The organism is Bacillus sp. GW823-FHT06A11 (assembly GCF_058795355.1).
Genome location: NZ_JBXAHS010000002.1, coordinates 788350 through 814300, shown reverse-complemented (window position 1 = coordinate 814300; position 25951 = coordinate 788350). Strand labels below are relative to the sequence as shown.

Annotated in this window: 29 protein-coding genes; 8 read left to right on the top strand and 21 right to left on the bottom strand. The window is 35.6% G+C overall.

Annotated features, from left to right (window positions below; all coding sequences use genetic code 11):
• Positions 1–2 precede the first annotated feature (2 nt).
• The 4 genes from ctaE to ctaB form a co-directional block, all read right to left on the bottom strand.
• Complete coding sequence (gene ctaE, locus AC1Q8L_RS12845; RefSeq protein ID WP_000557861.1) at positions 3–626, bottom strand: cytochrome c oxidase subunit III; 624 nt, start codon at positions 624–626, stop codon at positions 3–5.
• Positions 626–2461, bottom strand: a complete 1836-nt coding sequence (gene ctaD / locus AC1Q8L_RS12840; protein WP_172794245.1) for a cytochrome c oxidase subunit I — start codon at positions 2459–2461, stop codon at positions 626–628. Before ctaD ends, ctaE begins: the two co-directional genes overlap by 1 nt.
• Before the next feature lie 60 nt (positions 2462–2521).
• Positions 2522–3571, bottom strand: a complete 1050-nt coding sequence (coxB, locus tag AC1Q8L_RS12835) for a cytochrome c oxidase subunit II (RefSeq protein WP_000745273.1) — start codon at positions 3569–3571, stop codon at positions 2522–2524.
• A 93-nt stretch (positions 3572–3664) separates the two neighbouring features.
• Positions 3665–4588: a protoheme IX farnesyltransferase gene (ctaB, locus tag AC1Q8L_RS12830; protein WP_001015053.1), complete on the bottom strand. Its 924-nt coding sequence runs from the start codon at positions 4586–4588 to the stop codon at positions 3665–3667.
• Between the two features lie 497 nt (positions 4589–5085).
• Here ctaB and ctaA point away from each other — a divergent pair, with 497 nt between their 5' ends.
• Complete coding sequence (gene ctaA, locus AC1Q8L_RS12825) at positions 5086–6021, top strand: heme A synthase (RefSeq protein WP_001188740.1); 936 nt, start codon at positions 5086–5088, stop codon at positions 6019–6021.
• Between the two features lie 88 nt (positions 6022–6109).
• On the opposite strand, the gene pyc is transcribed toward ctaA, so the two are convergent.
• From pyc to AC1Q8L_RS12810, 3 genes are all read right to left on the bottom strand, one after another.
• The gene (pyc, locus tag AC1Q8L_RS12820) at positions 6110–9556 is read right to left on the bottom strand and encodes a pyruvate carboxylase (protein WP_000164054.1); all 3447 of its coding nucleotides are present in this window, start codon (positions 9554–9556) and stop codon (positions 6110–6112) included.
• Positions 9557–9889: 333 nt separating this feature from the next.
• Positions 9890–11068, bottom strand: a complete 1179-nt coding sequence (locus tag AC1Q8L_RS12815; protein ID WP_000758407.1) for an FtsW/RodA/SpoVE family cell cycle protein — start codon at positions 11066–11068, stop codon at positions 9890–9892.
• 125 nt (positions 11069–11193) lie between these two features.
• Positions 11194–11481, bottom strand: a complete 288-nt coding sequence (locus AC1Q8L_RS12810) for an Fpa/YlaN family protein (RefSeq protein ID WP_000135694.1) — start codon at positions 11479–11481, stop codon at positions 11194–11196.
• Between the two features lie 155 nt (positions 11482–11636).
• On the opposite strand from AC1Q8L_RS12810, the gene AC1Q8L_RS12805 reads away from it, so the two are divergent.
• Positions 11637–12134, top strand: a complete 498-nt coding sequence (locus tag AC1Q8L_RS12805) for a molybdopterin-binding protein (protein WP_001289810.1) — start codon at positions 11637–11639, stop codon at positions 12132–12134.
• A gap of 31 nt (positions 12135–12165) precedes the next feature.
• Here the strand turns inward: AC1Q8L_RS12805 and AC1Q8L_RS12800 are convergent, their stop codons facing one another.
• On the bottom strand, positions 12166–13494 hold the full coding sequence (locus AC1Q8L_RS12800) for a PhoH family protein (protein WP_000358083.1): 1329 nt from the start codon (positions 13492–13494) through the stop codon (positions 12166–12168).
• 246 nt (positions 13495–13740) lie between these two features.
• Positions 13741–14196: a pyridoxamine 5'-phosphate oxidase family protein gene (locus tag AC1Q8L_RS12795; protein WP_000024600.1), complete on the bottom strand. Its 456-nt coding sequence runs from the start codon at positions 14194–14196 to the stop codon at positions 13741–13743.
• Between the two features lie 145 nt (positions 14197–14341).
• Between AC1Q8L_RS12795 and AC1Q8L_RS12790 the strand changes: the two genes are divergently transcribed.
• A complete protein-coding gene (locus tag AC1Q8L_RS12790; RefSeq protein WP_002093346.1) occupies positions 14342–14542 on the top strand; it encodes a YlaI family protein in 201 nt (66 codons plus the stop codon).
• A gap of 35 nt (positions 14543–14577) precedes the next feature.
• Here the strand turns inward: AC1Q8L_RS12790 and AC1Q8L_RS12785 are convergent, their stop codons facing one another.
• The 3 genes from AC1Q8L_RS12785 to typA all read right to left on the bottom strand — a co-directional run bounded on the left by AC1Q8L_RS12785 (position 14578) and on the right by typA (position 17171).
• Positions 14578–14853 (bottom strand): hypothetical protein, encoded by a 276-nt coding sequence (locus AC1Q8L_RS12785; RefSeq protein WP_001258137.1) that lies wholly within the window; start codon positions 14851–14853, stop codon positions 14578–14580.
• A gap of 14 nt (positions 14854–14867) precedes the next feature.
• Positions 14868–15170 (bottom strand): YlaH-like family protein, encoded by a 303-nt coding sequence (locus AC1Q8L_RS12780; protein ID WP_000893662.1) that lies wholly within the window; start codon positions 15168–15170, stop codon positions 14868–14870.
• Positions 15171–15326: 156 nt separating this feature from the next.
• Positions 15327–17171 (bottom strand): translational GTPase TypA, encoded by a 1845-nt coding sequence (gene typA, locus AC1Q8L_RS12775; protein ID WP_000914752.1) that lies wholly within the window; start codon positions 17169–17171, stop codon positions 15327–15329.
• A 140-nt stretch (positions 17172–17311) separates the two neighbouring features.
• Between typA and AC1Q8L_RS12770 the strand changes: the two genes are divergently transcribed.
• Positions 17312–17491, top strand: coding sequence for a DUF5325 family protein (locus tag AC1Q8L_RS12770; RefSeq protein WP_142317963.1), 180 nt, complete (start codon positions 17312–17314; stop codon positions 17489–17491).
• Positions 17492–17523: 32 nt separating this feature from the next.
• On the opposite strand, the gene AC1Q8L_RS12765 is transcribed toward AC1Q8L_RS12770, so the two are convergent.
• Positions 17524–18327, bottom strand: coding sequence for an inositol monophosphatase family protein (locus AC1Q8L_RS12765; protein ID WP_001158700.1), 804 nt, complete (start codon positions 18325–18327; stop codon positions 17524–17526).
• Positions 18328–18415: 88 nt separating this feature from the next.
• Positions 18416–18604: a YkzI domain-containing protein gene (locus AC1Q8L_RS12760; protein ID WP_001250164.1), complete on the bottom strand. Its 189-nt coding sequence runs from the start codon at positions 18602–18604 to the stop codon at positions 18416–18418.
• 206 nt (positions 18605–18810) lie between these two features.
• Here AC1Q8L_RS12760 and AC1Q8L_RS12755 point away from each other — a divergent pair, with 206 nt between their 5' ends.
• Positions 18811–19437, top strand: a complete 627-nt coding sequence (locus AC1Q8L_RS12755; protein WP_000155318.1) for a YktB family protein — start codon at positions 18811–18813, stop codon at positions 19435–19437.
• Positions 19438–19518: 81 nt separating this feature from the next.
• Here the strand turns inward: AC1Q8L_RS12755 and AC1Q8L_RS12750 are convergent, their stop codons facing one another.
• Positions 19519–19788 (bottom strand): UPF0223 family protein, encoded by a 270-nt coding sequence (locus AC1Q8L_RS12750; protein WP_000456546.1) that lies wholly within the window; start codon positions 19786–19788, stop codon positions 19519–19521.
• Between the two features lie 369 nt (positions 19789–20157).
• Between AC1Q8L_RS12750 and speA the strand changes: the two genes are divergently transcribed.
• On the top strand, positions 20158–21630 hold the full coding sequence (speA, locus tag AC1Q8L_RS12745) for an arginine decarboxylase (RefSeq protein WP_000084899.1): 1473 nt from the start codon (positions 20158–20160) through the stop codon (positions 21628–21630).
• A 75-nt stretch (positions 21631–21705) separates the two neighbouring features.
• Complete coding sequence (locus AC1Q8L_RS12740; RefSeq protein WP_000635337.1) at positions 21706–22536, top strand: protein-glutamine gamma-glutamyltransferase; 831 nt, start codon at positions 21706–21708, stop codon at positions 22534–22536.
• Positions 22537–22572: 36 nt separating this feature from the next.
• On the opposite strand, the gene AC1Q8L_RS12735 is transcribed toward AC1Q8L_RS12740, so the two are convergent.
• The 4 genes from AC1Q8L_RS12735 to AC1Q8L_RS12720 form a co-directional block, all read right to left on the bottom strand.
• Entirely contained in the window at positions 22573–22701 is a 129-nt protein-coding gene (locus tag AC1Q8L_RS12735) for a GapA-binding peptide SR1P (RefSeq protein WP_000536796.1), read from the bottom strand.
• Positions 22702–22745: 44 nt separating this feature from the next.
• Positions 22746–22874 (bottom strand): GapA-binding peptide SR1P, encoded by a 129-nt coding sequence (locus AC1Q8L_RS12730; protein ID WP_000536803.1) that lies wholly within the window; start codon positions 22872–22874, stop codon positions 22746–22748.
• 59 nt (positions 22875–22933) lie between these two features.
• The gene (locus tag AC1Q8L_RS12725) at positions 22934–23062 is read right to left on the bottom strand and encodes a GapA-binding peptide SR1P (protein ID WP_000536778.1); all 129 of its coding nucleotides are present in this window, start codon (positions 23060–23062) and stop codon (positions 22934–22936) included.
• Between the two features lie 195 nt (positions 23063–23257).
• On the bottom strand, positions 23258–23554 hold the full coding sequence (locus tag AC1Q8L_RS12720) for a DUF3055 domain-containing protein (protein WP_000462038.1): 297 nt from the start codon (positions 23552–23554) through the stop codon (positions 23258–23260).
• Between the two features lie 130 nt (positions 23555–23684).
• Here AC1Q8L_RS12720 and AC1Q8L_RS12715 point away from each other — a divergent pair, with 130 nt between their 5' ends.
• Complete coding sequence (locus AC1Q8L_RS12715; protein WP_001163297.1) at positions 23685–24077, top strand: DUF1885 family protein; 393 nt, start codon at positions 23685–23687, stop codon at positions 24075–24077.
• Position 24078: 1 nt separating this feature from the next.
• On the opposite strand, the gene AC1Q8L_RS12710 is transcribed toward AC1Q8L_RS12715, so the two are convergent.
• The gene (locus tag AC1Q8L_RS12710) at positions 24079–24306 is read right to left on the bottom strand and encodes a hypothetical protein (protein ID WP_000697470.1); all 228 of its coding nucleotides are present in this window, start codon (positions 24304–24306) and stop codon (positions 24079–24081) included.
• 232 nt (positions 24307–24538) lie between these two features.
• Complete coding sequence (gene lpdA / locus AC1Q8L_RS12705) at positions 24539–25951, bottom strand: dihydrolipoyl dehydrogenase (protein ID WP_000260104.1); 1413 nt, start codon at positions 25949–25951, stop codon at positions 24539–24541.

Here is a 25951-nt window from a genome sequence, read left to right as displayed (position 1 = left end):
GTTTATCCCACCATTCCCATTAAATATACTACAGTGAAAATAAACACCCAAACTACGTCAATAAAGTGCCAATAAATTGATGCAACATAAAACTTCGGTGCATTGTATAAATTTAGACCTCTCTTCGCATTTCTAAAGATTAATGTTAAAATCCAACACAACCCAAACAATACGTGGAGTCCATGTGTACCAACAAGAGCATAAAACGCAGAGCCAAACGCACTACTTCTCATAGTATGCTTAAATTCATGTGTATAATGATAAAACTCATATATCTCAAACCCTAAAAATCCTAAACCTAGCAATACAGTTACTAGTAACCAAAGTTGCATTTTCTTAAAGTTAAAGTTTTTCATGTGATACATCGCATATACACTTGTTAAGCTACTCGTTAATAAAAGCATCGTCATAATGAAAACGAGTGGCATTTGGAACATTTCTTGAGATGTTGGTCCACCATTTGTAGAATTCTTTAATGCTAAATATGTTCCGAATAAGGAAGCGAACAACACTGTTTCGCCTCCAAGAAATAACCAAAAACCGACAAACTTATTTTTCCCTTCAAGGGTTGCTTTTTCAGGCTCTGCTGGAAATGTTTCATTCGTTAATTTTTCATCTACATGCATTATGCCTTGCCCCCCTTATCATCTAAATCTTCCTTATGAATATGGTATCCATGATCATCGATTACTGAACGTAGGAACATTGCGCCAAATGTAATGATTAAACCAACAATTGCTACTAATAACCAGAACTTATCTTTTCCGCCCTGCATATACATTGCACCAAATGCCGCTATAAACAATCCGAAAGAAATGACAAATGGTGAAAACGAAGGATTTGGCATATGAATATCACCAACTGGTTCCGCTGCTGTCATCTCTTTATTACCTTCACGTTTTTCAATCCAAAACGGATCTAATCCGCGAACAAATGGTAGTTGTTTAAAGTTATATTCTGGTGTCGGTGCCGGCATCGTCCATTCTAATGTACGTGCATCCCACGGATCACGACCAGCTTTTTCTTTTGATACTGTCGTTTTAATTACATTGAATAGAAGAACAATCGTCCCAAGAGCCATAAACACCGCTCCGATAGAACTAATCATATTCCCCATTTCCAACCCTTGCCCTTCAAGATATGTGTAGTAACGGCGCGGCATACCAATCAAGCCAAGGAAATGCTGAATAAAGAACGTTAAATGGAAACCGATAAAGAATAGCCAAAACGTTATCTTTCCTAATGTTTCATTTAATACTTTATTAAACATCAGTGGCCAATAATAATGAGCTCCTGCAAGTAAACCAAATACAACACCGCCAACGATTACATAATGAAAATGTGCTACTACGAAATAATTATCATGAAATTGATAATCAGCTGGTGCAGATGCTAGCATAACCCCTGTAACTCCACCCATGACGAATGATGGAATGAAAGCTACTGCCCACATCATCGGTGTCGTAAAACGAATATTTCCGCCCCACATTGTAAAGAGCCAGTTGAATATTTTGATACCAGTCGGAACCGCAATCGCCATTGTTGCAACTGAGAAAATAGCATTAGCAACTGGACCAAGTCCAACAGTAAACATATGATGCGCCCATACCATAAATCCTAAAAATCCAATTAATACAGTCGCAAACACCATCGATGAATAACCAAACAATCGTTTTTTCGAAAATGTCGCGAAGATTTCTGAGAATATTCCGAAAGCTGGGAGTATAAGAATGTATACTTCTGGATGACCGAAAATCCAGAATAAATGCTCCCATATAATTGTATTCCCACCCAATGCTGGATTAAAGAAACTTGTTCCAAATAAACGATCTAACATTAAAAGTCCTAATCCTACAGTTAACGGTGGAAAAGCGAATAATATAAGCGAAGATGTTACAAATGTCGTCCATGTAAACATCGGCATACGCATATACGTCATTCCTGGCGCACGCATATTAATAATGGTGACAAGGAAGTTAATCCCTCCAATTAATGTACCAATACCTGAGATTTGCAAACCGAGTACATAGAAATCAACACCATGACCTTTAGAGGCTAAAGCTAAAGATGCATAAGATGTCCATCCTGCATCAGGTGCTCCACCTAAAAACCAACTTAAATTTAAAAATACTCCACCAAAGAAAAATAACCAAAATCCGAGTGAATTCAAAAACGGGAACGCTACATCACGTGCACCAATTTGAAGTGGTACAGCGGCGTTCATAAATGCAAACACGAGTGGCATAGCTGCGAGGAAAATCATTGTTGTACCGTGCATCGTCAATACTTGATTATAAGCATCCCCAACAAGAAAAGCGTTGTTAGGAATCGCTAATTGAAGGCGAATAAATAGAGCTTCTATTCCGCCTATTACAAAAAACAATCCACCTGCAATTAAATAGAGAATGGCAATCTTTTTATGGTCTACTGTCGTTAAATAATCCCATATGACAGCACCCATCCCCTGTTTTTTTGCTACAGAACTCACGTTTTCAACCTCCCCTTCGCGAATAATCCCTCTTTACTTTTCAACTTTTAACGTTTGTAAGTATGCATTTAATGCATCAATTTGATCATCCGTTAAGTTGCCATATTTGCCAGTCATTTTGTTTCCTGGCTTCATATTTTCAGGATCTTTCAGCCATTTTTTTAAGTTTTCTTCATTGTTTTCGGCAATACCGGCAACCATATCGCGATCCGCAAAGTTTGCTAAGTTTGGTGCGATACGAGCGGAAGGTGGTCTACTATCATTAGATCCAACTGCGTGACAACCAATACAGCTTTTATTAAATATTTCTTGGCCCTCTTGCGCCTTTGTTGAAGCTACTTCTTTCTTCCCATCAATCTTCTTCATATCAGCAAGCCAATTTTTGTACTCGCTTTCATCTAAAGCTTTCACTTTAAATTGCATTAAAGAATGTGATGGGCCGCAAAATTCTGTACAAAAACCATTATAAGTGCCCGATTTATCTGCCTTTAACCACATTTTGTTCACATTGTCTGTATTTGTATCCATTTTCCCAGCTAAAGATGGAACCCAAAATGAGTGTTTAATATCGGCACCCTTCAAATTTAAATACACTTTCTTACCTGTGGGGATGACTAAATCTTGCGAAGTTACTATCTTTTCTGATTTATAAGAAAATTCCCACCAATAAAGATTCGCTGTTACATCAACAACGATAGTATCTTTATCAATATTCTTTTTCTCCATCGCACTTACATCAGCAAGTTTGAATGTATATGTAACCGTTGGAACAGCTAAGATTAGTAAAAGAATAATCGGAATAACTGTCCATATAATTTCTAGCTTGTGATTTCCTTCAACTTGCTCTGGAATATAATCTTCCTGACCTTTCTTTTGTCGGAAACGCACAATTACATACAAGAAAATAATAGTAACTACTAGTACTACTCCTACCATGATTGCACTCGCCAGTAGAAGTAAATCATATTGCATTTTTGCTACTTCTCCTTGCGGAATTAAAGTAGATTGAAAGGCTTTACCGCATCCCCCTAACAGTAAAGCCAGCAGTGAAACGAACGAAAGCAGTCGCCACTGTTTCTTCATACAAACAACCCCCACTTTCCTTGTGAATTAGATTGTACTTTATAGTTAAGTAAAGTAAATCTCAACGTAAAGAAATCCAATTATGTCGTTGTCTTAGAAGAATGTAACTACAATCATTGATACAAATAAGATTGTTAAATAATTTAGGGAATAAACAAACATTTGCACGGACCATTTTATGTCATCTTTCTTACGGAATCCATAAAATCCTAAAGCGATCCATCCGATGTTAAGCAGTGTTGCAATTACCATAAATGTTATCCCTAGTCCACTCATATAAAATGGTAGTGGTAATAAACATACTGTCCAAATCATAATTTGGCGTTTCGTAATTTCAAATCCATGAACTACAGGAAGCATTGGAATTCCTGCATTTCGATATTCATCAACACGTTTCATCGCTAATGCAAGGAAATGTGGGATTTGCCAAATAAACATAATTAAAAATAACATCCAAGCAATTGGATGACCTAAAGATGGATCGATTGCTGCCCATCCAATTAAAGGTGGAACTGCACCAGATATACTACCTACAACAGTATTTAGTGTATACTTTCTCTTTGTCCATAAACTATATAGAACAACATATGTGAAAGCACCAATAAATCCCATTAAGACTGCCATTGGTGTTGTTAATAATAAAAATACAAAACCAAGAAGTAATATGACTAGTCCAAATGTAAGTGCAAATCCTGGTTTATACTTTCCAGTAACCGTTGGACGGGTCTTTGTTCTTTCCATTAATGGATCGATGTCTCGATCAATGTAGTTGTTTAAACAACATACCCCTGCCATAACTAATCCAGAACCAACGATTGTAAAGAATAACTTATCCAGATTGTCCATTACACTTAATCCATTAAAGTGTAGTGCCAACCAAAATCCTGTAAATACAGTAAGTGTATTTGAGTTTACAATCCCCATTTTAACGAGTGCTTTTAAATCTTGTATCCGAGTTGTTTCCGGTACACTTGTAACAGCGGACTCATCATGCAGCTCACTTGTTGCATGGTTCATCACTCTAACCCCCTCTTAAAACTTTCATCTTTCTTTTTGCGCCTATTTCAAATGAAATAATTCGCTTCTATATAGCAATATTATTACAGTAGAAACATTGTTAACCCATTCTACTACTAATCTACGCCCATACTCCAATATATTAAATCATATTTCCTGAACATTTTGTGAAGAAAACATGAACTTTTTGTGTCGAATATAAAAAACTTCATTCTGACTTGTCCTTATCATAACATGATGTTACCTTCTATAATAAACTATTTTATCCTATTTAACACGTATTCTCCCCATTTCTTTTCAAAATAGCCTATTTTTCACCTAAATTTTTCCTTAGGAACCCTGTTTTTACACCTATTTTCTCCCCCTTTCCTTTCCCCTCCATTTCTTTGCTATTTTATTATTTTTTATATATCATAGGAACTAGCGCGTTTTATTCTATACATAATGGAATGAAAATATTTCGCAATAACTTCATAGCAGAAAGATGGTGAAAGAGATTGCAACGCTTTATTAAATGGTTAGCAGTCATTACAAGCCTTGATTTATTAATAGTTTTATTAGGAGGCGCTTTAGTTACAAAAACAGGTTCTGGTCAAGGTTGTGGTAAATCATGGCCACTTTGTAACGGTGAATTTGTTCCATCTAATTTATCAATGGAAACTATTATTGAACTTAGCCACCGATTAACATCAGGATCAGCTGGAATTCTTGTCACTCTCCTTTGTATTTTGTCCTGGAAATATTATAAACATGTGCGTGAAACAAAAACGTTAGCAATTTTATCCTTCGTATTTTTAGTTGCACAAGCATTAATGGGAGCAGCAGCAGTTGTTTGGGGACAAATGCCAGCTGTACTTGCTATCCATTTCGGTATTTCCTTAATTTCATTTGCTTCTGTCATTTTATTAACGTGTCTTATCTTTGAAATTGACCAAAAATTTGATGCACGTTCTCTTATTATGGACAAAAAAATGAAATTTCATATTTATGGTGTAACAATTTACAGTTATATCGTTGTCTACACAGGTGCTTTAGTACGTCACGAACGAGCTAGCTTAGCCTGTCCAGACTTTCCTTTATGTAGCAAAAACAGACCTATGCCAACTCAACTACATGAATGGGTTCAAATGGGCCATAGAGTTGCAGCAATGTTAATTTTCGCTTGGATACTTTACGCGATGATTCTCGCTATTCGTCATTACAAACAGCAACCTGTAGTATATTGGGGATGGATCATTTCATTTATCCTTGTTACACTTCAAGCTGTAGTAGGGATTTTAGTTGTATTTACAAACGCTAGTTTAGCAATGGCATTGTTACATTCTCTATTCATTTCTTGCTTGTTTGCCGTACTATGCTATTTAGTTATGTTAGGAACAAGAAGTAAAGTGAATGCAAAAGAAGCCGGATCAACTTCTAAACAAACAAAATAATTTAAAACTAAAATCCCTTGCCAATTCGGCAAGGGATTTTTTGCAATAAAGAAAAGAGCTGTATATTTACACAGCTCTTTTTTTTATTTTAGTGATCTAATTCAATAAGTAAATCACCCGTTTGAATTGCATCACCATCGTTAACATATACTTTTTTCACTTTACCATTGAACGGCGCTTGAACTGTCGTTTCCATTTTCATCGCTTCTGTAATTGCCATAGAATCGCCTTTTTTCACTTCATCGCCTTCTTTTACAACTACTTTAATTACCGTTCCTGGCATTGTTGCACTAATGTGATTTGGATTTTCACGGTTTCCTTTCACACGTTGTGCAACTGTTGCTTTCACACTCTCGTCTTTCACGACAATTTCACGTGGTTGACCATTAAATTCCAAGTAAAGGACACGATTTCCATCCGGCTGTGGTTCTCCAATTGATACAAGTTTAACCATCAATGTCTTACCTTGTTCAATTTCCACATCAATTTCTTCACCTAGTCTCATACCATAGAAGAATGTCGGTGTATCAAGTACAGATACATTTCCATAAAGCTCAGCAACTTTTTCATAGTCCATAAATACTTTTGGATATAATGCATATGCAACTACATCAAAAATTGTTACTTCGCGTCCAAGTTTATGGAATAATTCTTCTTTTAACGCGTCGAAATCTACTGGCTCTAGTAGTTCACCTGGTCTTACTGTTAACGGCTCTTTCCCTTTTAAAATAATCTTTTGCAATTCTTTCGGGAAACCACCGTACGGTTGACCTAAATCACCAGAGAACATTTCAACAACAGATCCAGGGAAGTCCAAAGCATGTCCACGCTCTAAAACATCTTGTTCTGTCAGGTGGTTTTGAACCATAAATAACGCCATATCGCCAACAACTTTTGATGATGGTGTTACTTTTACAATATCTCCAAACATGTCATTCACACGACGGTACATTACTTTCACTTCATCAAAGCGATCTCCTAAACCAACCGCCTTCGCTTGTTGCTGAAGATTACTATACTGTCCACCTGGCATTTCATGCATATATACCTCTGTGTGAGGTGCATTCATACCACTTTCAAACGGTGCATAGTATTTGCGTACATCTTCCCAATAATGAGATAGCTTTTCTAAAGAATCGATATTAACATCTGGTTGTCTTTCATTTCCACCTAGTGCATAGAATAATGTGTTCGCACTCGGTTGTGACGTTTGACCAGCCATAGAACTCACTGCTACATCGACAATATCAACACCTGCTTCAATTGCCTTCGTATACGTTAATATACCATTTCCACTCGTATCGTGCGTATGCAGGTGAATCGGAATCGATACCGTCTCTTTTAATGCTGAAACTAAATCATATGCTGCGTTTGGTTTTAGTAAGCCAGCCATATCTTTAATACCTAAAATGTGAGCTCCCGATGCTTCCAACTCTTTTGCTAAGTTTTTATAATAATTCAAATCATATTTACTACGTAATGGATCATGAATATCTCCTGTGTAGCACATTGTTGCTTCTGCAATTTTACCAGTATCTCGTACAGCATCAATTGCAACTCTCATACCTTCTATCCAGTTTAAACTATCAAAAATACGGAACACATCAATGCCTGCTTGAGCAGAACACTCCACAAATTTTTGAATTAAATTATCTGGATAGTTTTTGTAGCCAACTGCGTTTGACGAACGTAGTAACATTTGAAATAAAACGTTCGGCATTTTTTCACGAAGATCTAGTAATCGTTCCCATGGATCTTCTTTTAAGAAACGATACGCGACATCAAACGTTGCACCGCCCCACATTTCAGCTGAGAATAGGTTTGGTAACATTCTCGCTGTTGGCTCTGCAATTTGATGTAAATCTTTTGTACGAATACGAGTTGCAAGTAATGACTGATGTGCATCACGGAATGTTGTATCCGTTAAAAGTACACGGTTTTGATCCTGTACCCATTTTACTAATCCATCTGCTCCACGCTCGTCCAAAATTTGTTTCGTTCCATTTTGGATTGGCTCTGAATGTTTTAAACATGGAATACGAGCATCTGGGAATATTGGCTTTTCTTTTTTCCCTACTCCTGGGAAGCCATTTACTGTTACTGAACCAATATAATTTAACATTTTCGTTCCGCGGTCTTTACGTTTCGGGAATAAGAATAGTTCAGGTGACACATCAATAAACGAAGTATCATATTCTCCTGATAAGAAGTTTTTATGTTTTACTACATTCTCTAGGAATGGAATATTTGTTTTAATACCACGAATACGGAATTCTTTTAAGTTACGTTCCATTTTTGCAGCAGCTTGCTCAAAAGTAAGTGCCCAAGTTGTAACTTTTACAAGTAAAGAATCGTAGTATGGTGTAATAACTGCACCTTGGAAGCTATTTCCTGTATCAAGACGCACACCAAAACCACCGCCTGATCGATACGCCATAATTTTTCCAGTATCCGGCATAAAATTATTTAGTGGGTCTTCAGTTGTTACACGAGATTGGATTGCAAATCCGTGTACAACCACTTCCTCTTGCTTCGGAACACCTACTATTTTACTATGTAATGCATGTCCATCAGCTATTAAAATTTGCGATTGAACGATATCGACTCCTGTGATCATCTCTGTAATCGTATGTTCTACTTGAACACGTGGATTTACTTCAATAAAGTAAAACTCATCATCTTTTACAAGGAATTCTACTGTTCCTGCATTTAAATAGTTTACATTTTTCGTTAACTTCACAGCAGCATCACAAATACGCTGACGCAGATCATCTGAAAGTGATACACTCGGTGCTATTTCTACAACTTTTTGATGACGACGTTGTACAGAACAGTCACGCTCGTATAAATGAACAACATTGCCTTCTTCATCTGCTAAAATTTGTACTTCTATATGTTTAGGTTTTTCAACGAATTTTTCGACGTAAACTTCATCATTACCAAAGGCTGCTTTCGCTTCTGATTTTGCTCGATTATATGATTCTCCTAATTCCTCACTAGTACGCACAATACGCATACCACGACCGCCACCACCAAGGGACGCTTTAATAATAATCGGGTAATCATACTTTTCAGCAAATTTTTCGACTTCTTCTAATGAATCTACTGGACCATCACTACCAGGTATAACTGGAATTTGTGCTAGCTGCGCTTGTGTTCTTGCTTTCACTTTATCTCCAAACATATCTAAATGCTTACTTTTCGGACCGATAAAGATAATTCCTTCTTCTTCGCAACGTTTCGCGAATTGAATATTTTCTGACAAGAAACCATATCCAGGGTGGATTGCATCTACATGATTACTTTTTGCAATCTCAATAATGCCTTCAATATCTAGATAAGCATCAATTGGTTTTTTTCCTTCCCCAACTAAATAGGACTCATCGGCTTTATAGCGATGATAAGAACCACTATCCTCTTTCGAATAGATTGCAACTGTTTTTAATCCAAGTTCCGAACAAGCTCGAAACACACGAATTGCAATCTCTCCACGGTTAGCTACCAATACTTTTTGAATACGTTGCAGCTTTGTCATGATTTTCCCCCTCTACTTTCCTACCACTCTAGAGATAAAATATATACACACCTTAAAAAGCGTGAAGTTCTTCACTTTCCACATTATATTATACTTAGAAAGCTTCACTTTATTTTTATCCATCATACCTTATTTTTTAACAAATGATAAGTTTTCTGTGCAATTTGTTTCACAAAAATAGTATAGCATACCTCTTCCTTTTCTAACAACTCAATTGTATATCACATTTAAACAAATGTGATATATCTTTTAACTGAAAGAGAAATTAATACATCATATTTAAAACTACTTGAAAATAAAAAACACATCCTGCTCTAAAGCACGATGTGTTTTTTATTTTACAACTACAAGATGTGGTCCATTTTGTTCTCTTTCTTTTATTACACTATTCTGTTGTTTTTCTTCTCGTTTTACATGACTAGCAATATTAAGTAGTATTCCCATCGCAAGTAGATTAGCTATTAAGGAACTCCCGCCATAACTAATAAACGGTAAAGGTACTCCCGTAAGCGGTATTAATCCAGACATACCACCAACATTAACAAAAGTTTGCACTCCCATTAAACTTGCAATTCCGATTGCAATTAAACTTCCAAACGGATCTTTACATTTTTGAGCAATCCTGAATGAACGAATAATAATAAGTAGCAAGCAAATTAAAATAATAGCTACACCAATAAAACCTAACTCTTCAGATATAATAGCCATAATAAAATCTGTTTGCGGTTCTGGTAAATATCCATATTTTTGCACACTATTTCCTAATCCCCGACCATTTAGCCCTCCTGAAGCAATTCCAATAAAAGAATTTACCAATTGGAATCCATCATTCTGAGGATCATTGAATGGATCAAGGAAAACTGAAAAACGTGCCTTTTGGTAACCACTTAATTTATAATTAGCCAGAAAATATAGCGCCGGAATCCATACTATAGAAGTTAAAACAATTCGTTTAATCCATAAGTTAATCCGTACCCCTGAACAAAGAAACATAATCCCGACTGTTCCTGCAATTAACAAATCGGTACCTAAATCATTTTGCTTTAAAATTAAAAACATTGCCATTCCAACAAAACCAAGTGTAAGTCCCGATCCTTTAAAAACAGGTGTATTTGTCTCTTGTCTTCTTGCAAAAAAGCGAGCTAATATAATAATAATTGATAATTTAACAAATTCAGCCGGCTGTATACCTAATATCCAACCTTTTGCACCATTTATTTCCTTACCAAAAATCAAGGCTGCTGCTAGTAAAGCAATACTTCCTAGCCCCATTGCCGATAAAATTATTCGTTTCCTCCAAAACTTATAAGGTAATGAAGCCACAATTGCTAACAATACCGTTCCAATAGCTAAAGTTATTAATTGTTTTTTAAAAAAGTAATTTGCTGGCCAGTTATGCCTCGAAATCGCAACAATGGAACTCGAACTATATACCATTATAACTCCCAGCACACATAAGATAACAAGAGGAAGTAACAATGAATAATCCATTGATTTCCATACTTTTTTCATTTCATTTCCTCTTTCTGTTTCAATTTAATTATTGTTGTATTCCATATGTACATTGATTCTTCCTGCTTTATTATACAAATAAAAAGCTCAAACTAATTTAGTTTGAGCCCCCTTATTTGAACCCGTTATTGTTGTTTGTTTGTAAACGCTTCATGAAGTGCAGATAACTCACGTTCGAGCTCACCTAACATTGCTTTCCCTTGTTCTTCTGCAATAAGACCAAGGCGAACTGCAAAATCGACCTCGCGGGATAGTCCAAACATTTGTGTGTCTAACACTTCTTCATATAATGGACATTGCGGCATTGTAAGATGGTCCATTTGCACCTTAATAAGTCTTAAAATCTTCTCTGCATCCGCTTGTAGAAGGGCTAGTGCCTTTTCCTGATGATTTGCTACTGTCTCAGACGCCAAATTGATTCCCTCCGTTTCCGTCCTACTCTCCTCTATCCTATCTATTAATATTAGCGATAGTTTTAATAAATTGCAATAGAAACATTTTTTGTGACAACAGTGTCTAATGCTATTATACTGAAAAGTGGGAGTATAACACAAATGGGGGAACAACAATGAGCGAAATTTTATTTATTAACGGAAAAGTACGTTTTCCAATCACTATTGATCCAACTGTTTGGATCTTTGATGATCGAAAAGTAGATTTGACAACTTACTTTGATGAAACTAGAGAAAACACGTCTGAACTAGAAACTTATTTAAAAAACACTTCAGAACATTGGGATCGTGAAATTCGTGATGGTGCTGCCTTCCCGCCGATACAACAAAGTGTAAAGAAATATAAAAAAGAACAACTAATTACTGGAACATTTGGTATACCATTCCATCCATTCCTTGCTAACGCTGAAATTTTAGAGGACGCTACGCAAGTTGAAATTGAAACGGTAGATCATACAATGACACTTCCATTAGAAACTGTCAAAAATGCTATACTAGGCTTTTCAAAAGAAGGAAAGCCATTAAAAGAAGACGGACCTGTTCATCTCTATTTCAATGATGGATCTAATCGACAAAATCCAATCCGGAACATCCGTAAATTTACAATTATTTAAAGAAAAGGAGTGAGCTTAAGCTCACTCCTTTTTACAATAAATCTGCTGCTAGTTGAGCTAAATTAGATCGCTCCCCTTTAACAAACTTCACATGACCACTAATGCGCTGTTCTTTAAACTTCTCTACAACATACGTTAGGCCATTATTATATTCATCTAAATATGGGTGATCAATTTGCTGAGGATCTCCCATCAATACAATCTTACTCTTTTCCCCTACCCTAGTTAGTATCGTTTTCACTTCATGCTTTGTTAAATTTTGTGCTTCGTCAATGATAATGAACTGATCTGGAATACTTCTCCCCCGTATATAAGTAAGGGCTTCTACTTCAATCGAACCCATTCCAGCTAAAATAGCATCTAACTCTCCTGGCTTTTTCGTATTAAATAAATACTCTAGGTTATCAAAAATTGGTTGCATCCATGGTCTTAACTTTTCTTCTTTTTCTCCTGGTAAATAACCGATATCTTTTCCGACTGGGACAATTGGTCTTGCAACGAGTAATTTTTTATATAACCCTAAATCTTCTGTTTGCATAAGTCCCGAAGCTAACGCAAGTAACGTTTTTCCTGTGCCGGCTTTCCCCGTTAATGTTACAAGCGGAATATCTTCACGAAGCAACAATTCTAATCCCATAATTTGCTGCACGTTTCGTGGTCGTATCCCCCATACTTGTTCATTGTGAAAAATAAGTTTCTTTACCTTCTTACCTAAGTGATCCACAATGCCAAGCGCCGAACTAGAGCCCCCTAATGCATCTTTCATTACTACAAATTGATTTGGGTAAAAAGGATGATTCGCAATTTCAGATAGAGGCAATTCACCTTTCTCATAAAAATAATCCAATTGTTCTTTTGATATATATCCTTCTAAAAAGCCAGAATATATATTTTCTACTTCAATTACGCGATCACTTAAATAATCTTCAGCCTTCAAACCAATTGCATCAGCTTTTACCCTTACGAGTACATCTTTACTTACTAAAATAACAGACTTCCCGTCCTCTTTTTCCTGTTCTTCTAAAGATAGATTTTTTGCTACAGCTAAAATTCGATTATCATTTGTTTTTTCTACAAAAATATCTTGTAGTTGCACAAATGAACGATGGTTTAATTCAATACGAAATGTTCCGCCATTTTCTAGCGGGATACTTTCATGCAGCTTTCCTATTTCACGAAATTTATCTATTAACTTAGATACATAACGAGCATTTCGTCCTACTTCATCCATATAACGTTTTTTCGAATCAACCTCTTCTAATACAACTGCTGGAATCACTACTTCATTGGTTTCAAATGAAAAAATAGATAAAGGATCCTGCAAAAGTACATTCGTATCTAACACATAAATTTTATCCAACCTGTTACCCCCTGACTCCACTTTTAAATTTGTAGAACAAGGGTTTCATCCATAAAATATGGACGAACCATTGTTATAATTATATGTACCGTGTAAACGAGGTAGAATCGAAAATCATAGTCATTAAACCTTTTATTTATTCTTTATTCATTTCTATTCAATATATTACTTTTTATTATAATTATTAACGTTAAATCACAATAACCGATTACAAAAGTGAATAAACGAATTTCTTATTTAGCACATTTATAATTCTCTTATTCCTACTAGTACTTCGTTATCCAGCTTTTTGGCCGCCCGAAGATCGTATGTTTTTTCATATGTTGGTTCAATTGCAAGTTTCGCTCCATAAAACATAACATCACGTACTTCTTGCACATTAACTTCTATTACAGTTAATTTCAAAGAAATACCTTCCATTCTATCTGTCAAAATTTCACCTGCACCACTTATGGAAAATACGGATTCATTCGCCATTATAGTCAATACTACACCTGTATTATGCCTTATATTTTCCACAATACGTGAACGTTGATCTACTGCAAATCGAATACTAGTTTTGCTCACTGCATACACCCAAGAAATAGCACTTACGTTAGGAACTTGTTTTTCGAAATCTGTCGTTGCTATCATCACAATACACTCTTTACGCAACGTTTGTACTAAACCCTCTGTTAAAGTAGGCTCTACTACATTCGCCATATTTTCACCTCCAAACATACTTGGTATATCCTTATCATAACTTATTTTTCGAATTGCGAAAATATTATTTTTTCCCACTATTATTCAAAAACATTATACTTCCATGATATACTTATACTGATAGAATTCGTATTGAGGTGACGAAATGAGAGTCAAATGTATGATTTGTGATAAAAAAGATATGTTAGATGATGAAAATCCTACGGCAAAAAAACTGCGTAATCGCCCTATTCATACATATATGTGCATGGAATGTTCGGAACGAATTGCAGAGCGTACAATGGAACGTCATGCAAGTGGTAATTTCCGATTATATCGTGATAAAAAAGTCGAAGACGATTGGTAAAATGTAAATAAGTCCTTACTCATATAGATAAGGACTTATTTATATTTTTCTGGCTCGCGGTTCATCTGATCCAAGAAACAATCAATGGCTTCTAGCGGAAACCTTGCAGATCTCCTTTCCCCATTCATTTCATATGTAATTAAATACATTTCCTCGTTCTTTTTAACTTCCACATCTTTTAATTTATGTTCTTCATATATCATATTTTGAAATAACAAATACGTTTCTTTTGCAGCACTATCATCCGGACGTGCTTCCGCAACTGTTTTAATTGTTAACCAATTATATAGTGCATCTTGTACTGAACGCATAAAACTTCGCCCCCTCACCCTGCTTTTTGTTGTTTCGCTTGACGCAAACGCAATCTATAAATTCCAAGTACAATTGCCGCTACAACAAGCCCTTCTCCAACAGGTAAAAATACAGCAAAAAAGGTTAATACTGTACATCCAATTGCTAATGATATGTATATTACTATATTTTTTAGTACAGACAACTTTCTAGCAAATCCTAAATTATAGACGAGAGCACTTAATATAATAATCGTCCCATAAAGTAACCACATTCCTAACTCTGGATTTTCATCAACTTTACATAATTTCGCAAAAAAAGACATTCTTTCTAACACTATTTATCCCCCCTTCTCATAAAAAACAAAATTTCTTTATGTACTTAATACAAGAGTAACCTGCGAAAAAAATACTGTCCACTAAAAAGAGTAAATATTCTAAAAAAATAAACATAAAAAATAAAACAGCTACCTTAAAGGTAGCTGTTTTATTTTTTATGCTTCTACAGATTTCTTTTTCTTAGCAGCTCTTTCACGTTCGCTCTTATCAAGAATCTTTTTACGTAAACGAATTGATTCTGGAGTTACTTCACAGAACTCGTCATCGTTTAAGTACTCTAATGACTCTTCTAGAGTCATTAAGCGTGGTTTTTTCATTGTTGAAGTTTGATCTTTCGTTGCAGAACGAATGTTAGTTTGTTGTTTCATTTTCACAACGTTAACTGTTAAGTCGTTCTCACGAGTATGTTCTCCTACGATCATACCAGCATATACTTCTGTACCTGGTTCAACGAAGATTACACCACGGTCTTCAACTTGCATAATGCCGTATTGTGATGCTTTTCCTGTTTCAAGTGAAACTAGAACACCTTGGCGACGTCCACCCACTTGTCCAGCATGTACTGGTTGGTAGCAATCGAATGTATGGTTTAAAATACCGTAACCACGAGTTAATGTTAGGAATTCTGTTGTGTAACCAATTAAACCACGTGCCGGAACCATGAAAGTAAGGCGAACTTGACCGTTTCCGTTATTCACCATATCTAACATTTCACCTTTACGTGCACCCATTGATTCCATAATAGAACCAGTGTATTCTTCAGGAACATCGATTTGTACGCGCTCTACAGGTTCACATCTTACGCCATCGATATCTTTAATAATTACTTCAGGCTTAGATACTTGTAGTTCATAACCTTCACGACGCATGTTTTCAATTAAGATAGATAAATGCAATTCCCCGCGTCCAGATACGATCCATGCATCAGGAGAATCTGTATTATCTACACGTAAACTTACATCTGTTTCTAATTGTGAACGAAGACGCTCTTCAATTTTACGAGATGTAATAAATTTACCTTCACGACCTGCAAATGGGCTGTTATTTACAAGGAATGTCATTTGTAGCGTTGGCTCATCAATACGTAATAATGGTAAAGCCTCTTCATGCTCAACCGGACATACCGTTTCACCTACGTTGATGTCTTCCATACCTGAAACAGCTACTAAATCTCCAGCTTTTGCTTCTTCAATTTCTTGACGTTTTAATCCAATGTAACCGAATAATTTCGTTACGCGGAATTGTTTTACACTTCCGTCAACTTTCATTAAAGCAACTTGTTGTCCAACCTTCATTGTACCGCGGAATACGCGTCCAACTCCAATACGTCCAACGTAGTCGTTGTAATCAAGAAGTGCTACTTGGAATTGAAGTGGCTCTTCGCTGTTATCAACTGGTGCTGGAATATGTTCGATAATTGTATCGAATAATGATTTCATATTCTCTTCTTGATTTGCCGGATTTGAATCCAAGCTTGCTGTTCCGTTCATTGCTGATGCAAATACAACTGGGAACTCTAATTGATCTTCGTTTGCACCAAGTTCGATGAATAAGTCAACTACTTCATCAACTACTTCATCAGGACGAGCGAAGTCACGGTCAATTTTGTTTACAACAACGATTGGAGTTAAGTTTTGCTCAAGAGCTTTCTTTAAAACAAATCGTGTTTGTGGCATACAACCTTCATATGCATCAACAACAAGTAGAACACCATCAACCATTTTCATGATACGTTCTACTTCTCCACCGAAGTCAGCGTGACCTGGTGTATCTAAAATGTTAATTCTTTTATCTTCATAGTGAATCGCTGTATTCTTCGCTAAAATTGTAATACCGCGTTCTCTTTCTAGATCATTTGAATCCATTGCGCGTTCTTCAATATGTTCATTCGCACGGAATGTCCCCGCTTGACGTAATAACTGGTCAACAAGTGTTGTTTTACCATGGTCAACGTGGGCAATAATTGCTATATTACGTAAATCTTGTCGTTTTTTCAACATGTCCAACTCCTAATGTCTTTTTAATCCTTCTCTATTATAAGAGCGAAGGGGATACAATAGCAATTAAAATAAAAGCAAGAATGAAAATATAGTTGTATTCTTACTTTTGTGAAAGTAAAATGAGATTGGAGGGTGAAGAAATGGAACACATTCAATATCGCTTTTTATTAACCGCAATTATCGGTGTTATTTTCTTAATCGGTATCGGCATTATGATTGCTGAAAATAGTCCAATCGGTATTATTATTTGCATTATCGGTACATTTGTTGCAGTTGGATACGGTTTTGTAACAAAAAAAAAAATGCGCAAATCACAATAACGCTAAAAAGTAAGAAGCTTATACATAGCCTCTTACTTTTTTTGTGGCTCTGATATAAAAGATAACACTTCTTCATACACTCCTGGTTTTGCAACTAGCACACTGCTCTTCTCTATGATAGAAAGTGACGCTCCAGAGAATGTCGTTACCTTCCCTCCAACTTCTTCTACAATTATCTGTCCTCCGCCAAAATCCCATGGTGATAATCTCGGCGTTACATATGCATCTATTCTTCCTGTTGCAACGTACACCATCTCTAACGCTGCACAACCATACGATCTCGTGCCCCTTGCTTTCTTAACAAGTGCCATCATACTTTCCATATTAAGCAATGGATTATCTGTAAGCCATATCGCATTTAAAGCTACAATACCTTGCTCTACAGTTCCTTTTTCCAATGGAGGAATTGATATATCATTACAAAAAGCTCCAGATCCCTTGACTGCATGATATAGTTCATCATGTACTGGATCATAAATAAGTCCAATCTTTCCGATACCGTTCTCATAAATCCCAATTGAAATTGCAAAATTTCTTTTTTGATGAACAAAGTTCATCGTGCCGTCAATTGGATCAATTAACCAAACAACCCCGTCAGAAGACGTTATCTCGTCTCCATAACCTTCTTCTCCTAAAATATTATGATTCGGGAATGTTTCTTTAATTTTCCCAATTAAAAACTGTTCTATCTCTCGGTCCATATTTGTAACTAAGTCAGCTGCATTGGATTTTGTTTCTATAATAAGTGCTTTTTTCATGGATGCTATTAAATGCTCTCCTGCATCCCGAATCCACCGTTTGGCGTGTGCATCGATGTCTTTCCATACTTCTTGCATGTTTAAACACTCCGATCTTTACTGTTCACAGAAAAAACGAACCCTTTATAAGGTTCGCACCAACTAATTTTTTATACATATACTATTATTACGCTTCTAAACGAATCATTTCAAGTCTTAACACTTCTAACTTTTGTACACACTCTTCTTTTTTCTGTTTATCATCTTCCATCATCGCATCATATAAAGTTGCTAATTCATAATCTAGCTCCAAACGTAGCACCGGTATTCTCTTTTCGGCATCTGTTCTCTTTAACGCATTAATCACCTGTCTCATATTATTTGCCTCCTCCCAATATTCGTCTGCCCTCGGACTAGAATTAATTAAATTTTCTGATTTTTTGTTTTATACTATACTATGTTGGATAAATCATCTATGCAACAAAATTATATTTTTTTATTTAAATTTTTTTGTGCTGTTTTTTTTATGAATAGTACAAGCTATGCTAAAATAAAAGCAAAATAGGAGTTGGAGGAACAATCATGACAATACAAACATTCAAGTCAACTGATTTTGATGTCTTTACAGTTGATGGTCTCGAAGAACGAATGAGTGCAATTAAAACGAACATTCATCCTAAGCTAGAAGCTTTAGGGGAACAATTTGCAGAATACTTATCCCAACACACTGATGAGAACTTTTTTTATCATGTTGCAAAACACGCACGTCGCAAAGTCAATCCACCAAACGATACTTGGGTTGCTTTTTCAACAAATAAACGAGGATATAAAATGCTACCGCATTTCCAAATCGGCTTATGGGGTACTCATGCCTTCATATACTTTGGTTTAATCTATGAGTGTCCACAAAAAGTTGAGACGGCTCATGCCTTCTTAGAACATTTAAATGATTTAAAAACAAATATTCCAAATGACTTCGTTTGGTCCATTGACCATACTAAACCAAGTGTGAAATTACATAAAACACTTGAAACCGAAGACTTACAAAAGATGATTGAACGACTAGCTACTGTAAAAAAAGCAGAATTATTAGTTGGTATTCATATATCACCAGAGGAGTTTTCAGCAATGACCAACGAACAATTCCTTGCTAAGATTGAATCTACGATGCAATCACTCCTTCCTTTATATGCACTTTGTAATCGATAGTAGAAAACGGACAATTTATATTGTCCGTTTTTAGTTGTTATCACATTATATCACTTCAGTTTTTATTTTTCAAAATATTTTTTACATTTTTACAAGCTTTTGTTCTTCGACTTCCTTTGCTCTTTGAATAGCACGATATATAGAGTATCCACTTACTTCTTGAAACTCTTTATCAATTTTCTTTTCTTCTGCTTTCGATGGAACAATCTCTTTAAAACGACGATATAAACCCATTAATTCTTCTCTTATAATTCCTTTTTCATAAGCTTTCTCAATTGCTTCATAAAACTTCACAATAATAACCATTTCCTCATTTGACCAATCATAATCTAACGGATATTGATATTCCATTTCGCACCTCATTTATCATTTCTTCTTGTTTCATTATGCTATCTTAAAGAGAATATTTTATTCTTCATTATAGCCACTCTGCATTATACACTATTTATTCATTTTAATGGAATTGTCTTCCTCTATTCATTAGTTGAGGCTAACTATTAAACATACTCACCTTAAAAATATTTTTTTCTATACATCTATAATTATTGGTGATATAATGCTTTTGTTTTATAGAAAATAAAGTGAAGCTACCATCTCAAAACCGATTTTTTGAATGGCAGAAAAACAAGCCTCATTCTAAAAAAAGAACTTACCTTTTTTAGAGCAGGATTATATAAAACAAATTATACTAAATATTATGAAGAAGAAGGGGTGTATAGATTGTCCCAATACGAAACACCATTGTTTACCGCTTTAGTTGAGCACAGTAAGCGAAATCCAATTCAATTCCATATTCCTGGTCATAAAAAAGGACAGGGCATGGATCCTACATTTCGCGAATTTATTGGGCATAATGCATTAGCAATTGATTTAATTAATATTGCGCCACTCGATGATTTACATCATCCAAAAGGTATGATTAAAGAAGCACAGGATTTAGCAGCCGCTGCATTCGGTGCAGATCATACTTTCTTTTCTATTCAAGGTACAAGTGGCGCTATTATGACAATGGTGATGAGCGTTTGCGGTCCTGGTGACAAAATCCTAGTACCACGAAACGTGCATAAATCAGTAATGTCAGCTATTATTTTCTCAGGTGCAAAACCGATTTTCATGCATCCTGAAATCGATCCGAAACTCGGTATTTCTCATGGAATCACAATTCAATCTGTCAAAAAAGCACTTGAAGAGCACTCAGATGCAAAGGGCTTACTTGTTATTAACCCAACGTACTTTGGATTTGCTGCAGACTTAGAACAGATTGTACAATTAGCACATTCTTATGACATCCCTGTACTAGTCGACGAGGCTCATGGTGTTCATATTCATTTTCACGATGAATTGCCGATGTCAGCGATGCAAGCTGGTGCAGACATGGCAGCAACAAGTGTTCACAAATTAGGAGGCTCTTTAACTCAAAGTTCTATTCTTAATGTGAAAGAAGGCTTGGTGAATGTAAAACATGTCCAATCTATTATTAGCATGCTTACAACTACATCAACTTCTTACATCTTGTTAGCATCACTTGATGTTGCGAGAAAACGTCTTGCTACAGAAGGAACAGCACTCATAGAACAAACAATACAATTAGCTGAACATGTTCGTGATGCTATAAATTCTATTGAGCATCTTTACTGTCCTGGAAAAGAAATGTTAGGTACAGATGCTACCTTTAACTATGATCCTACAAAGATAATTGTATCTGTAAAAGATTTAGGTATTACCGGCCACCAAGCTGAAGTATGGCTTAGAGAGCAATATAACATTGAAGTAGAACTCTCAGATCTATACAACATACTATGTCTTATCACTTTAGGAGACACAGAAAGTGATACAAATACACTTATTGCAGCATTACAAGATTTAGCAGCAACATTTAGAAATAGGGCAGATAAAGGTGTTCAAGTACAAGTAGAGATTCCAGAAATTCCAGTGCTAGCACTTTCTCCTCGAGATGCTTTTTATTCGGAAACAGAAGTCATTCCATTTGAAAATGCAGCGGGTCGTATTATAGCTGATTTTGTTATGGTTTATCCGCCAGGGATTCCAATCTTTACTCCGGGGGAAATTATTACACAAGAAAACTTAGAGTATATTCGTAAAAACTTAGAAGCAGGTTTACCTGTACAAGGTCCTGAAGATATGACATTACAAACATTACGTGTTATTAAAGAGTACAAGCCTATCAGTTGATAGGCTTTTTTTTCACCTTTTTTCCTTTTCTTCATACGATACTAAAGAATGTAACGTATAGGTGGGGATACTATTATGATTGTAATAGGCCGTTCTATTGTACATCCTTATATTACAAATGAATATGAGCCATTTGCAGCAGAGAAACAACAAATTTTATCAATAATGGCAGGAAATCAAGAAGTTTATTCCTTCCGAACAGCTGATGAACTCAGCTTTGATCTCAATTTACGAGTTAATATTATTATCTCTGCACTAGAACTTTTTCAAAGTGGATTTCAGTTTCGCACATTTCAACAATCCTTTTGCAACCCCCAGTATTGGAAAAGAACATCCCTTGGAGGATTCGAGCTTCTTCCAAACATACCACCTTCTATTGCCATACAAGATATTTTCAAAAACGGAAAACTATATGGAACTGAATGCGCAACCGCTATGATCATTATTTTTTATAAAGCTTTATTATCATTGTATGAGGAAGAAACTTTCAATCGTCTATTTGCAAACCTTTTACTTTATACATGGGACTACGATCAAGATCTAAGACTCATAACAAAAAACGGTGGCGATCTTGTTCCAGGTGACCTCGTTTACTTTAAAAACCCACAAGTGAATCCAGCTACGATTGAGTGGCAAGGAGAAAACACAATCTATTTAGGAAATTTCTTTTTTTACGGACATGGCGTAGGTGTAAAAACAAAAGAAGAAATTATTTATTCATTAAATGAACGACGAGTCCCTTACGCTTTTATTTCAGCTTTCTTGACCGATACTATTACCCGTATAGATAGCCGTATAATGAGCCAATACGCTTCTTCTAGTACACCACAGACATCCATAAGCTTTATTCCAATTAGAGATGATGCAATCGTTGCAACAGTTGGCCATACAACTACAATTTATTAAAAAAGCGCCTACACATGTAGGCGCTTTTTCTTATTATTAAGCTTTTGTATGTTCTTTATGGTCACATTCGCAATGAGATCCACATTTCCCGTATAGTACTGTTGATTTTTCATCTTCAAAATGTCCAATTGTTCCTTCACATACTTGGCATACGATTGTTCCCATTTTCATTTCCCCCTGAGTTTTAATAGTAATCTATTTATCTATCATTAAGCTTTCGCATTATCTTTTCTAGCACAGTCACAATTTGTTCCACATTTTCCGTAAAGTACTGTCGTTTTCTCATCTTCAAAATGTCCGATTGTTCCTTCACATACCTGGCATACGATTGTTCCCATTTTTCATTTCCCCCTAAGTTTATGGTCCTAAAAACTTTTAGCTGTCCATTTCCTATCAATTATTGGGCTTTTGTATGCTCTGTGTGATCACATCCGCAAGATCCACATTTCCCGTAAAGTACCGTTACTTTCTCATCTTCGAAGTGTGCAATTGTACCTTCACAATCTTGACATACGATTGTTCCCATTTTTCATTTCCCCCTAAGTTTATAATCCCAAAAACTTTTTTGTAACCGCTTAACTTTCTGTCTTTATTTTAATATGTTATACTTTTTACGTCAATAGGTTTTTAGTATAACACATTAAATATTTTAAATTTTAATTAGTATGCGATATTCAAATAAAAAACAGCCATATTTATAAGTACGACTGTTTCACATTAATTATTCTTCATATTCCGCATGTAAAGAAGTTGACGGAACTAGAAATTTGAAAAACTGAGCTAACTCCTTCGCTTCCTCTTCTGATCCTAATTTAAAAATCTCCTGTATATATTGAACATTCTCTACATCATCTCTTCCGAGTAAAGTAGACCTTCCTGTTTGCATACAAACAATGAGCGGTTTTCCAAAAAACATATTTGTATAAATAACACCAAAATCATAACGTGTATCATGTGTCATAAACCCTAAAAATCGTACCTTCACACTTTCATGCTCATCATACAATTTTTCAAACATTGGTTTCCACCTTTCTACATCACGTTTCATTAATAGTATATTAAACAAAACATGTAATACTCCTTTTAATTGTCAAAAAATTCAGTAGGATGTAGAATGATAGTATTCTACTAAGTTAGGGGGAACTTATATGCAACACGCCTTTATTACGCTTGTACCAAAATCCAACCAACAATCTGTTTCAATAGATGATATAAAACAACTTTTTCATTATTATAAAACAGTTACTTCTAAAACTGGTGCCCAAATTAATTACACGTATACAAATACCGCTTTTCCTTATGAAATTTTAGATACATCTACAACAACATTAAAACTTCAATCTAATCACGACCGGTATGACTCAATTTATATTGGTGTTGGTATAGAAAATGAACAATTTTTCATCCAAGTTTCTTTACCACCTAATGCAACATATGGTGACAAAGGGAAAGCAAATGAATTTTGCCGTTTTTTAGCGAAGAAATTAGAAGGAGAGTTACAATTATTTAATGGAAGAACAATGTATTTTTATAAACGTTAATTTAAAAAATAAATAATACGATTAAAAATAGTATACAATTCGAACATGTAAGAAATAACGCTTGCTTTCTTACGTGTAATACAAAATACGCTATTACATAGGCTAAATACAGGAATACGAAAAAAAGAATAACTTTATAATGAAACTTATCACCATTCGATAATGTTAATACAGTGGAAAAGCCACTCCATAGTAGTAAATGATAAAATATAACATGTAATATTTTCATGGAACCTTCTCCTTTGACATGCTCTATTTTATTAATATATGGGGTTAAGTTTGAATCAATTACATATTATAGGATGATATATATTACCTTTGAAGTAAGTTACGCCTAAATCATTTGTTAAAGTATTATATATTCATTCGACAAGTACATTTAAAGACCTTGCAAGTCATTTGATGAAAATAAAAATAGCCCCTCTCTTACAATAAGAGAGGGGCTATTTACATTACTTAAATTATTTTACAATGTGAATTGGCATTCCAAGAGCAACTTCAGCTGCTTCCATTGTGATTTCACCTAATGTTGGGTGAGCATGGATTGTTTGAGCGATATCTTCAGCTGTCATTCCAGCTTCGATAGCTAAACCAATCTCAGAGATAATATCAGAAGCACCTGCACCTGCAACTTGAGCACCTACAAGAAGACCATCTTCTTTACGTGTTACAAGTTGTAGGAAACCGTCAGTGCTGTTTAATGATAATGCACGACCGTTAGCAGCGAATGGGAACTTAGATACAGTTACAGTCATTCCAGCTTCTTCAGCTTGTTTTTTAGTGTAACCAACAGATGCTAATTCTGGATCAGTGAAGCATACTGCAGGAATTCCGATGTAATCGATAGCTGATGCATGGCCACTAATTGCTTCTACAGCTACTTTACCTTCGTAAGAAGCTTTGTGAGCTAATGGTGGTCCAGGAACGATATCACCGATTGCATAGATGTTTGGTACATTTGTACGACATTGCTCATCGATTTCGATGATGCCGCGGTCAGTCATTTTAACTCCAACTTGCTCAAGACCGATTTCTTGAGTGTTTGGACGACGACCTACAGTTACTAATACGTAATCTGCTTCTACAGTTTGGATTTCACCTTTAACTTCAAAGCTAACTTTTACGCCAGTTTCTGTTTCTTCAACGCCTTTAGCCATAGCTTTTGTATGGATATTTACGTTACCTTTTTTCTGTAGAGCACGTTTAACAACAGAGCTCATAGCTTTTTCGAAACCAGCTAAGATTTCGTCGCCAGCTTCTACTACAGTAACTTCTGTACCGAAGTTAGCATATGCAGTACCTAATTCCATACCGATGTAACCGCCGCCGATTACAACAAGTTTTTTAGGAATTTCAGGTAAGCTTAAAGCACCTGTAGAGTTGATAACACGTTTAGAGTATTTGAATCCTGGAATTTCGATTGGTGTAGAACCAGTTGCAAGAACAGCATTTTTAAACGTATAAGTTTGAGCTGCATCTTCAGTCATAACGCGTAATGTATTAGCATCTACGAAGTAAGCTTCACCGCGAATGATTTCAACTTTGTTACCTTTAAGAAGGCCTTCAACACCGCCAGTTAATTTCTTAACTACGCCGTTTTTCCATTCTTGAACTTTTGTAAAGTCAACTTTTACGTTCTCTGCAGTGATACCCATGTCATCAGAATGCATTGCATTCTCATAACGATGACCTGCATTGATTAACGCTTTTGAAGGAATACATCCAACGTTTAAGCATACGCCACCAAGGTTAGCTTTTTCAATGATTGCTACCTTTTGACCTAATTGTGCTGCACGAATTGCCGCAACGTATCCACCAGGACCTGCACCAACAACGACTGTATCTAATTCAATTGGGAAATCTCCTACTACCAT

Bases quoted from the DNA above. Each gene is read 5' to 3' on its own strand.
- ctaE (WP_000557861.1), bottom strand. From the start codon at position 626: ATGCATGTAGATGAAAAATTAACGAATGAAACATTTCCAGCAGAGCCT.
- ctaD (WP_172794245.1), bottom strand. From the start codon at position 2,461: ATGGGTGCTGTCATATGGGATTATTTAACGACAGTAGACCATAAAAAG.
- coxB (WP_000745273.1), bottom strand. From the start codon at position 3,571: ATGAAGAAACAGTGGCGACTGCTTTCGTTCGTTTCACTGCTGGCTTTA.
- ctaB (WP_001015053.1), bottom strand. From the start codon at position 4,588: ATGAACCATGCAACAAGTGAGCTGCATGATGAGTCCGCTGTTACAAGT.
- pyc (WP_000164054.1), bottom strand. From the start codon at position 9,556: ATGACAAAGCTGCAACGTATTCAAAAAGTATTGGTAGCTAACCGTGGA.
- AC1Q8L_RS12815 (WP_000758407.1), bottom strand. From the start codon at position 11,068: ATGAAAAAAGTATGGAAATCAATGGATTATTCATTGTTACTTCCTCTT.
- AC1Q8L_RS12805 (WP_001289810.1), top strand. From the start codon at position 11,637: ATGAGCGAAATTTTATTTATTAACGGAAAAGTACGTTTTCCAATCACT.
- AC1Q8L_RS12795 (WP_000024600.1), bottom strand. From the start codon at position 14,196: ATGGCGAATGTAGTAGAGCCTACTTTAACAGAGGGTTTAGTACAAACG.
- AC1Q8L_RS12790 (WP_002093346.1), top strand. From the start codon at position 14,342: ATGAGAGTCAAATGTATGATTTGTGATAAAAAAGATATGTTAGATGAT.
- AC1Q8L_RS12785 (WP_001258137.1), bottom strand. From the start codon at position 14,853: ATGCGTTCAGTACAAGATGCACTATATAATTGGTTAACAATTAAAACA.
- typA (WP_000914752.1), bottom strand. From the start codon at position 17,171: ATGTTGAAAAAACGACAAGATTTACGTAATATAGCAATTATTGCCCAC.
- AC1Q8L_RS12770 (WP_142317963.1), top strand. From the start codon at position 17,312: ATGGAACACATTCAATATCGCTTTTTATTAACCGCAATTATCGGTGTT.
- AC1Q8L_RS12765 (WP_001158700.1), bottom strand. From the start codon at position 18,327: ATGCAAGAAGTATGGAAAGACATCGATGCACACGCCAAACGGTGGATT.
- AC1Q8L_RS12760 (WP_001250164.1), bottom strand. From the start codon at position 18,604: ATGAGACAGGTGATTAATGCGTTAAAGAGAACAGATGCCGAAAAGAGA.
- AC1Q8L_RS12755 (WP_000155318.1), top strand. From the start codon at position 18,811: ATGACAATACAAACATTCAAGTCAACTGATTTTGATGTCTTTACAGTT.
- AC1Q8L_RS12750 (WP_000456546.1), bottom strand. From the start codon at position 19,788: ATGGAATATCAATATCCGTTAGATTATGATTGGTCAAATGAGGAAATG.
- AC1Q8L_RS12740 (WP_000635337.1), top strand. From the start codon at position 21,706: ATGATTGTAATAGGCCGTTCTATTGTACATCCTTATATTACAAATGAA.
- AC1Q8L_RS12735 (WP_000536796.1), bottom strand. From the start codon at position 22,701: ATGGGAACAATCGTATGCCAAGTATGTGAAGGAACAATTGGACATTTT.
- AC1Q8L_RS12730 (WP_000536803.1), bottom strand. From the start codon at position 22,874: ATGGGAACAATCGTATGCCAGGTATGTGAAGGAACAATCGGACATTTT.
- AC1Q8L_RS12725 (WP_000536778.1), bottom strand. From the start codon at position 23,062: ATGGGAACAATCGTATGTCAAGATTGTGAAGGTACAATTGCACACTTC.
- AC1Q8L_RS12720 (WP_000462038.1), bottom strand. From the start codon at position 23,554: ATGTTTGAAAAATTGTATGATGAGCATGAAAGTGTGAAGGTACGATTT.
- AC1Q8L_RS12715 (WP_001163297.1), top strand. From the start codon at position 23,685: ATGCAACACGCCTTTATTACGCTTGTACCAAAATCCAACCAACAATCT.
- AC1Q8L_RS12710 (WP_000697470.1), bottom strand. From the start codon at position 24,306: ATGAAAATATTACATGTTATATTTTATCATTTACTACTATGGAGTGGC.
- lpdA (WP_000260104.1), bottom strand. From the start codon at position 25,951: ATGGTAGTAGGAGATTTCCCAATTGAATTAGATACAGTCGTTGTTGGT.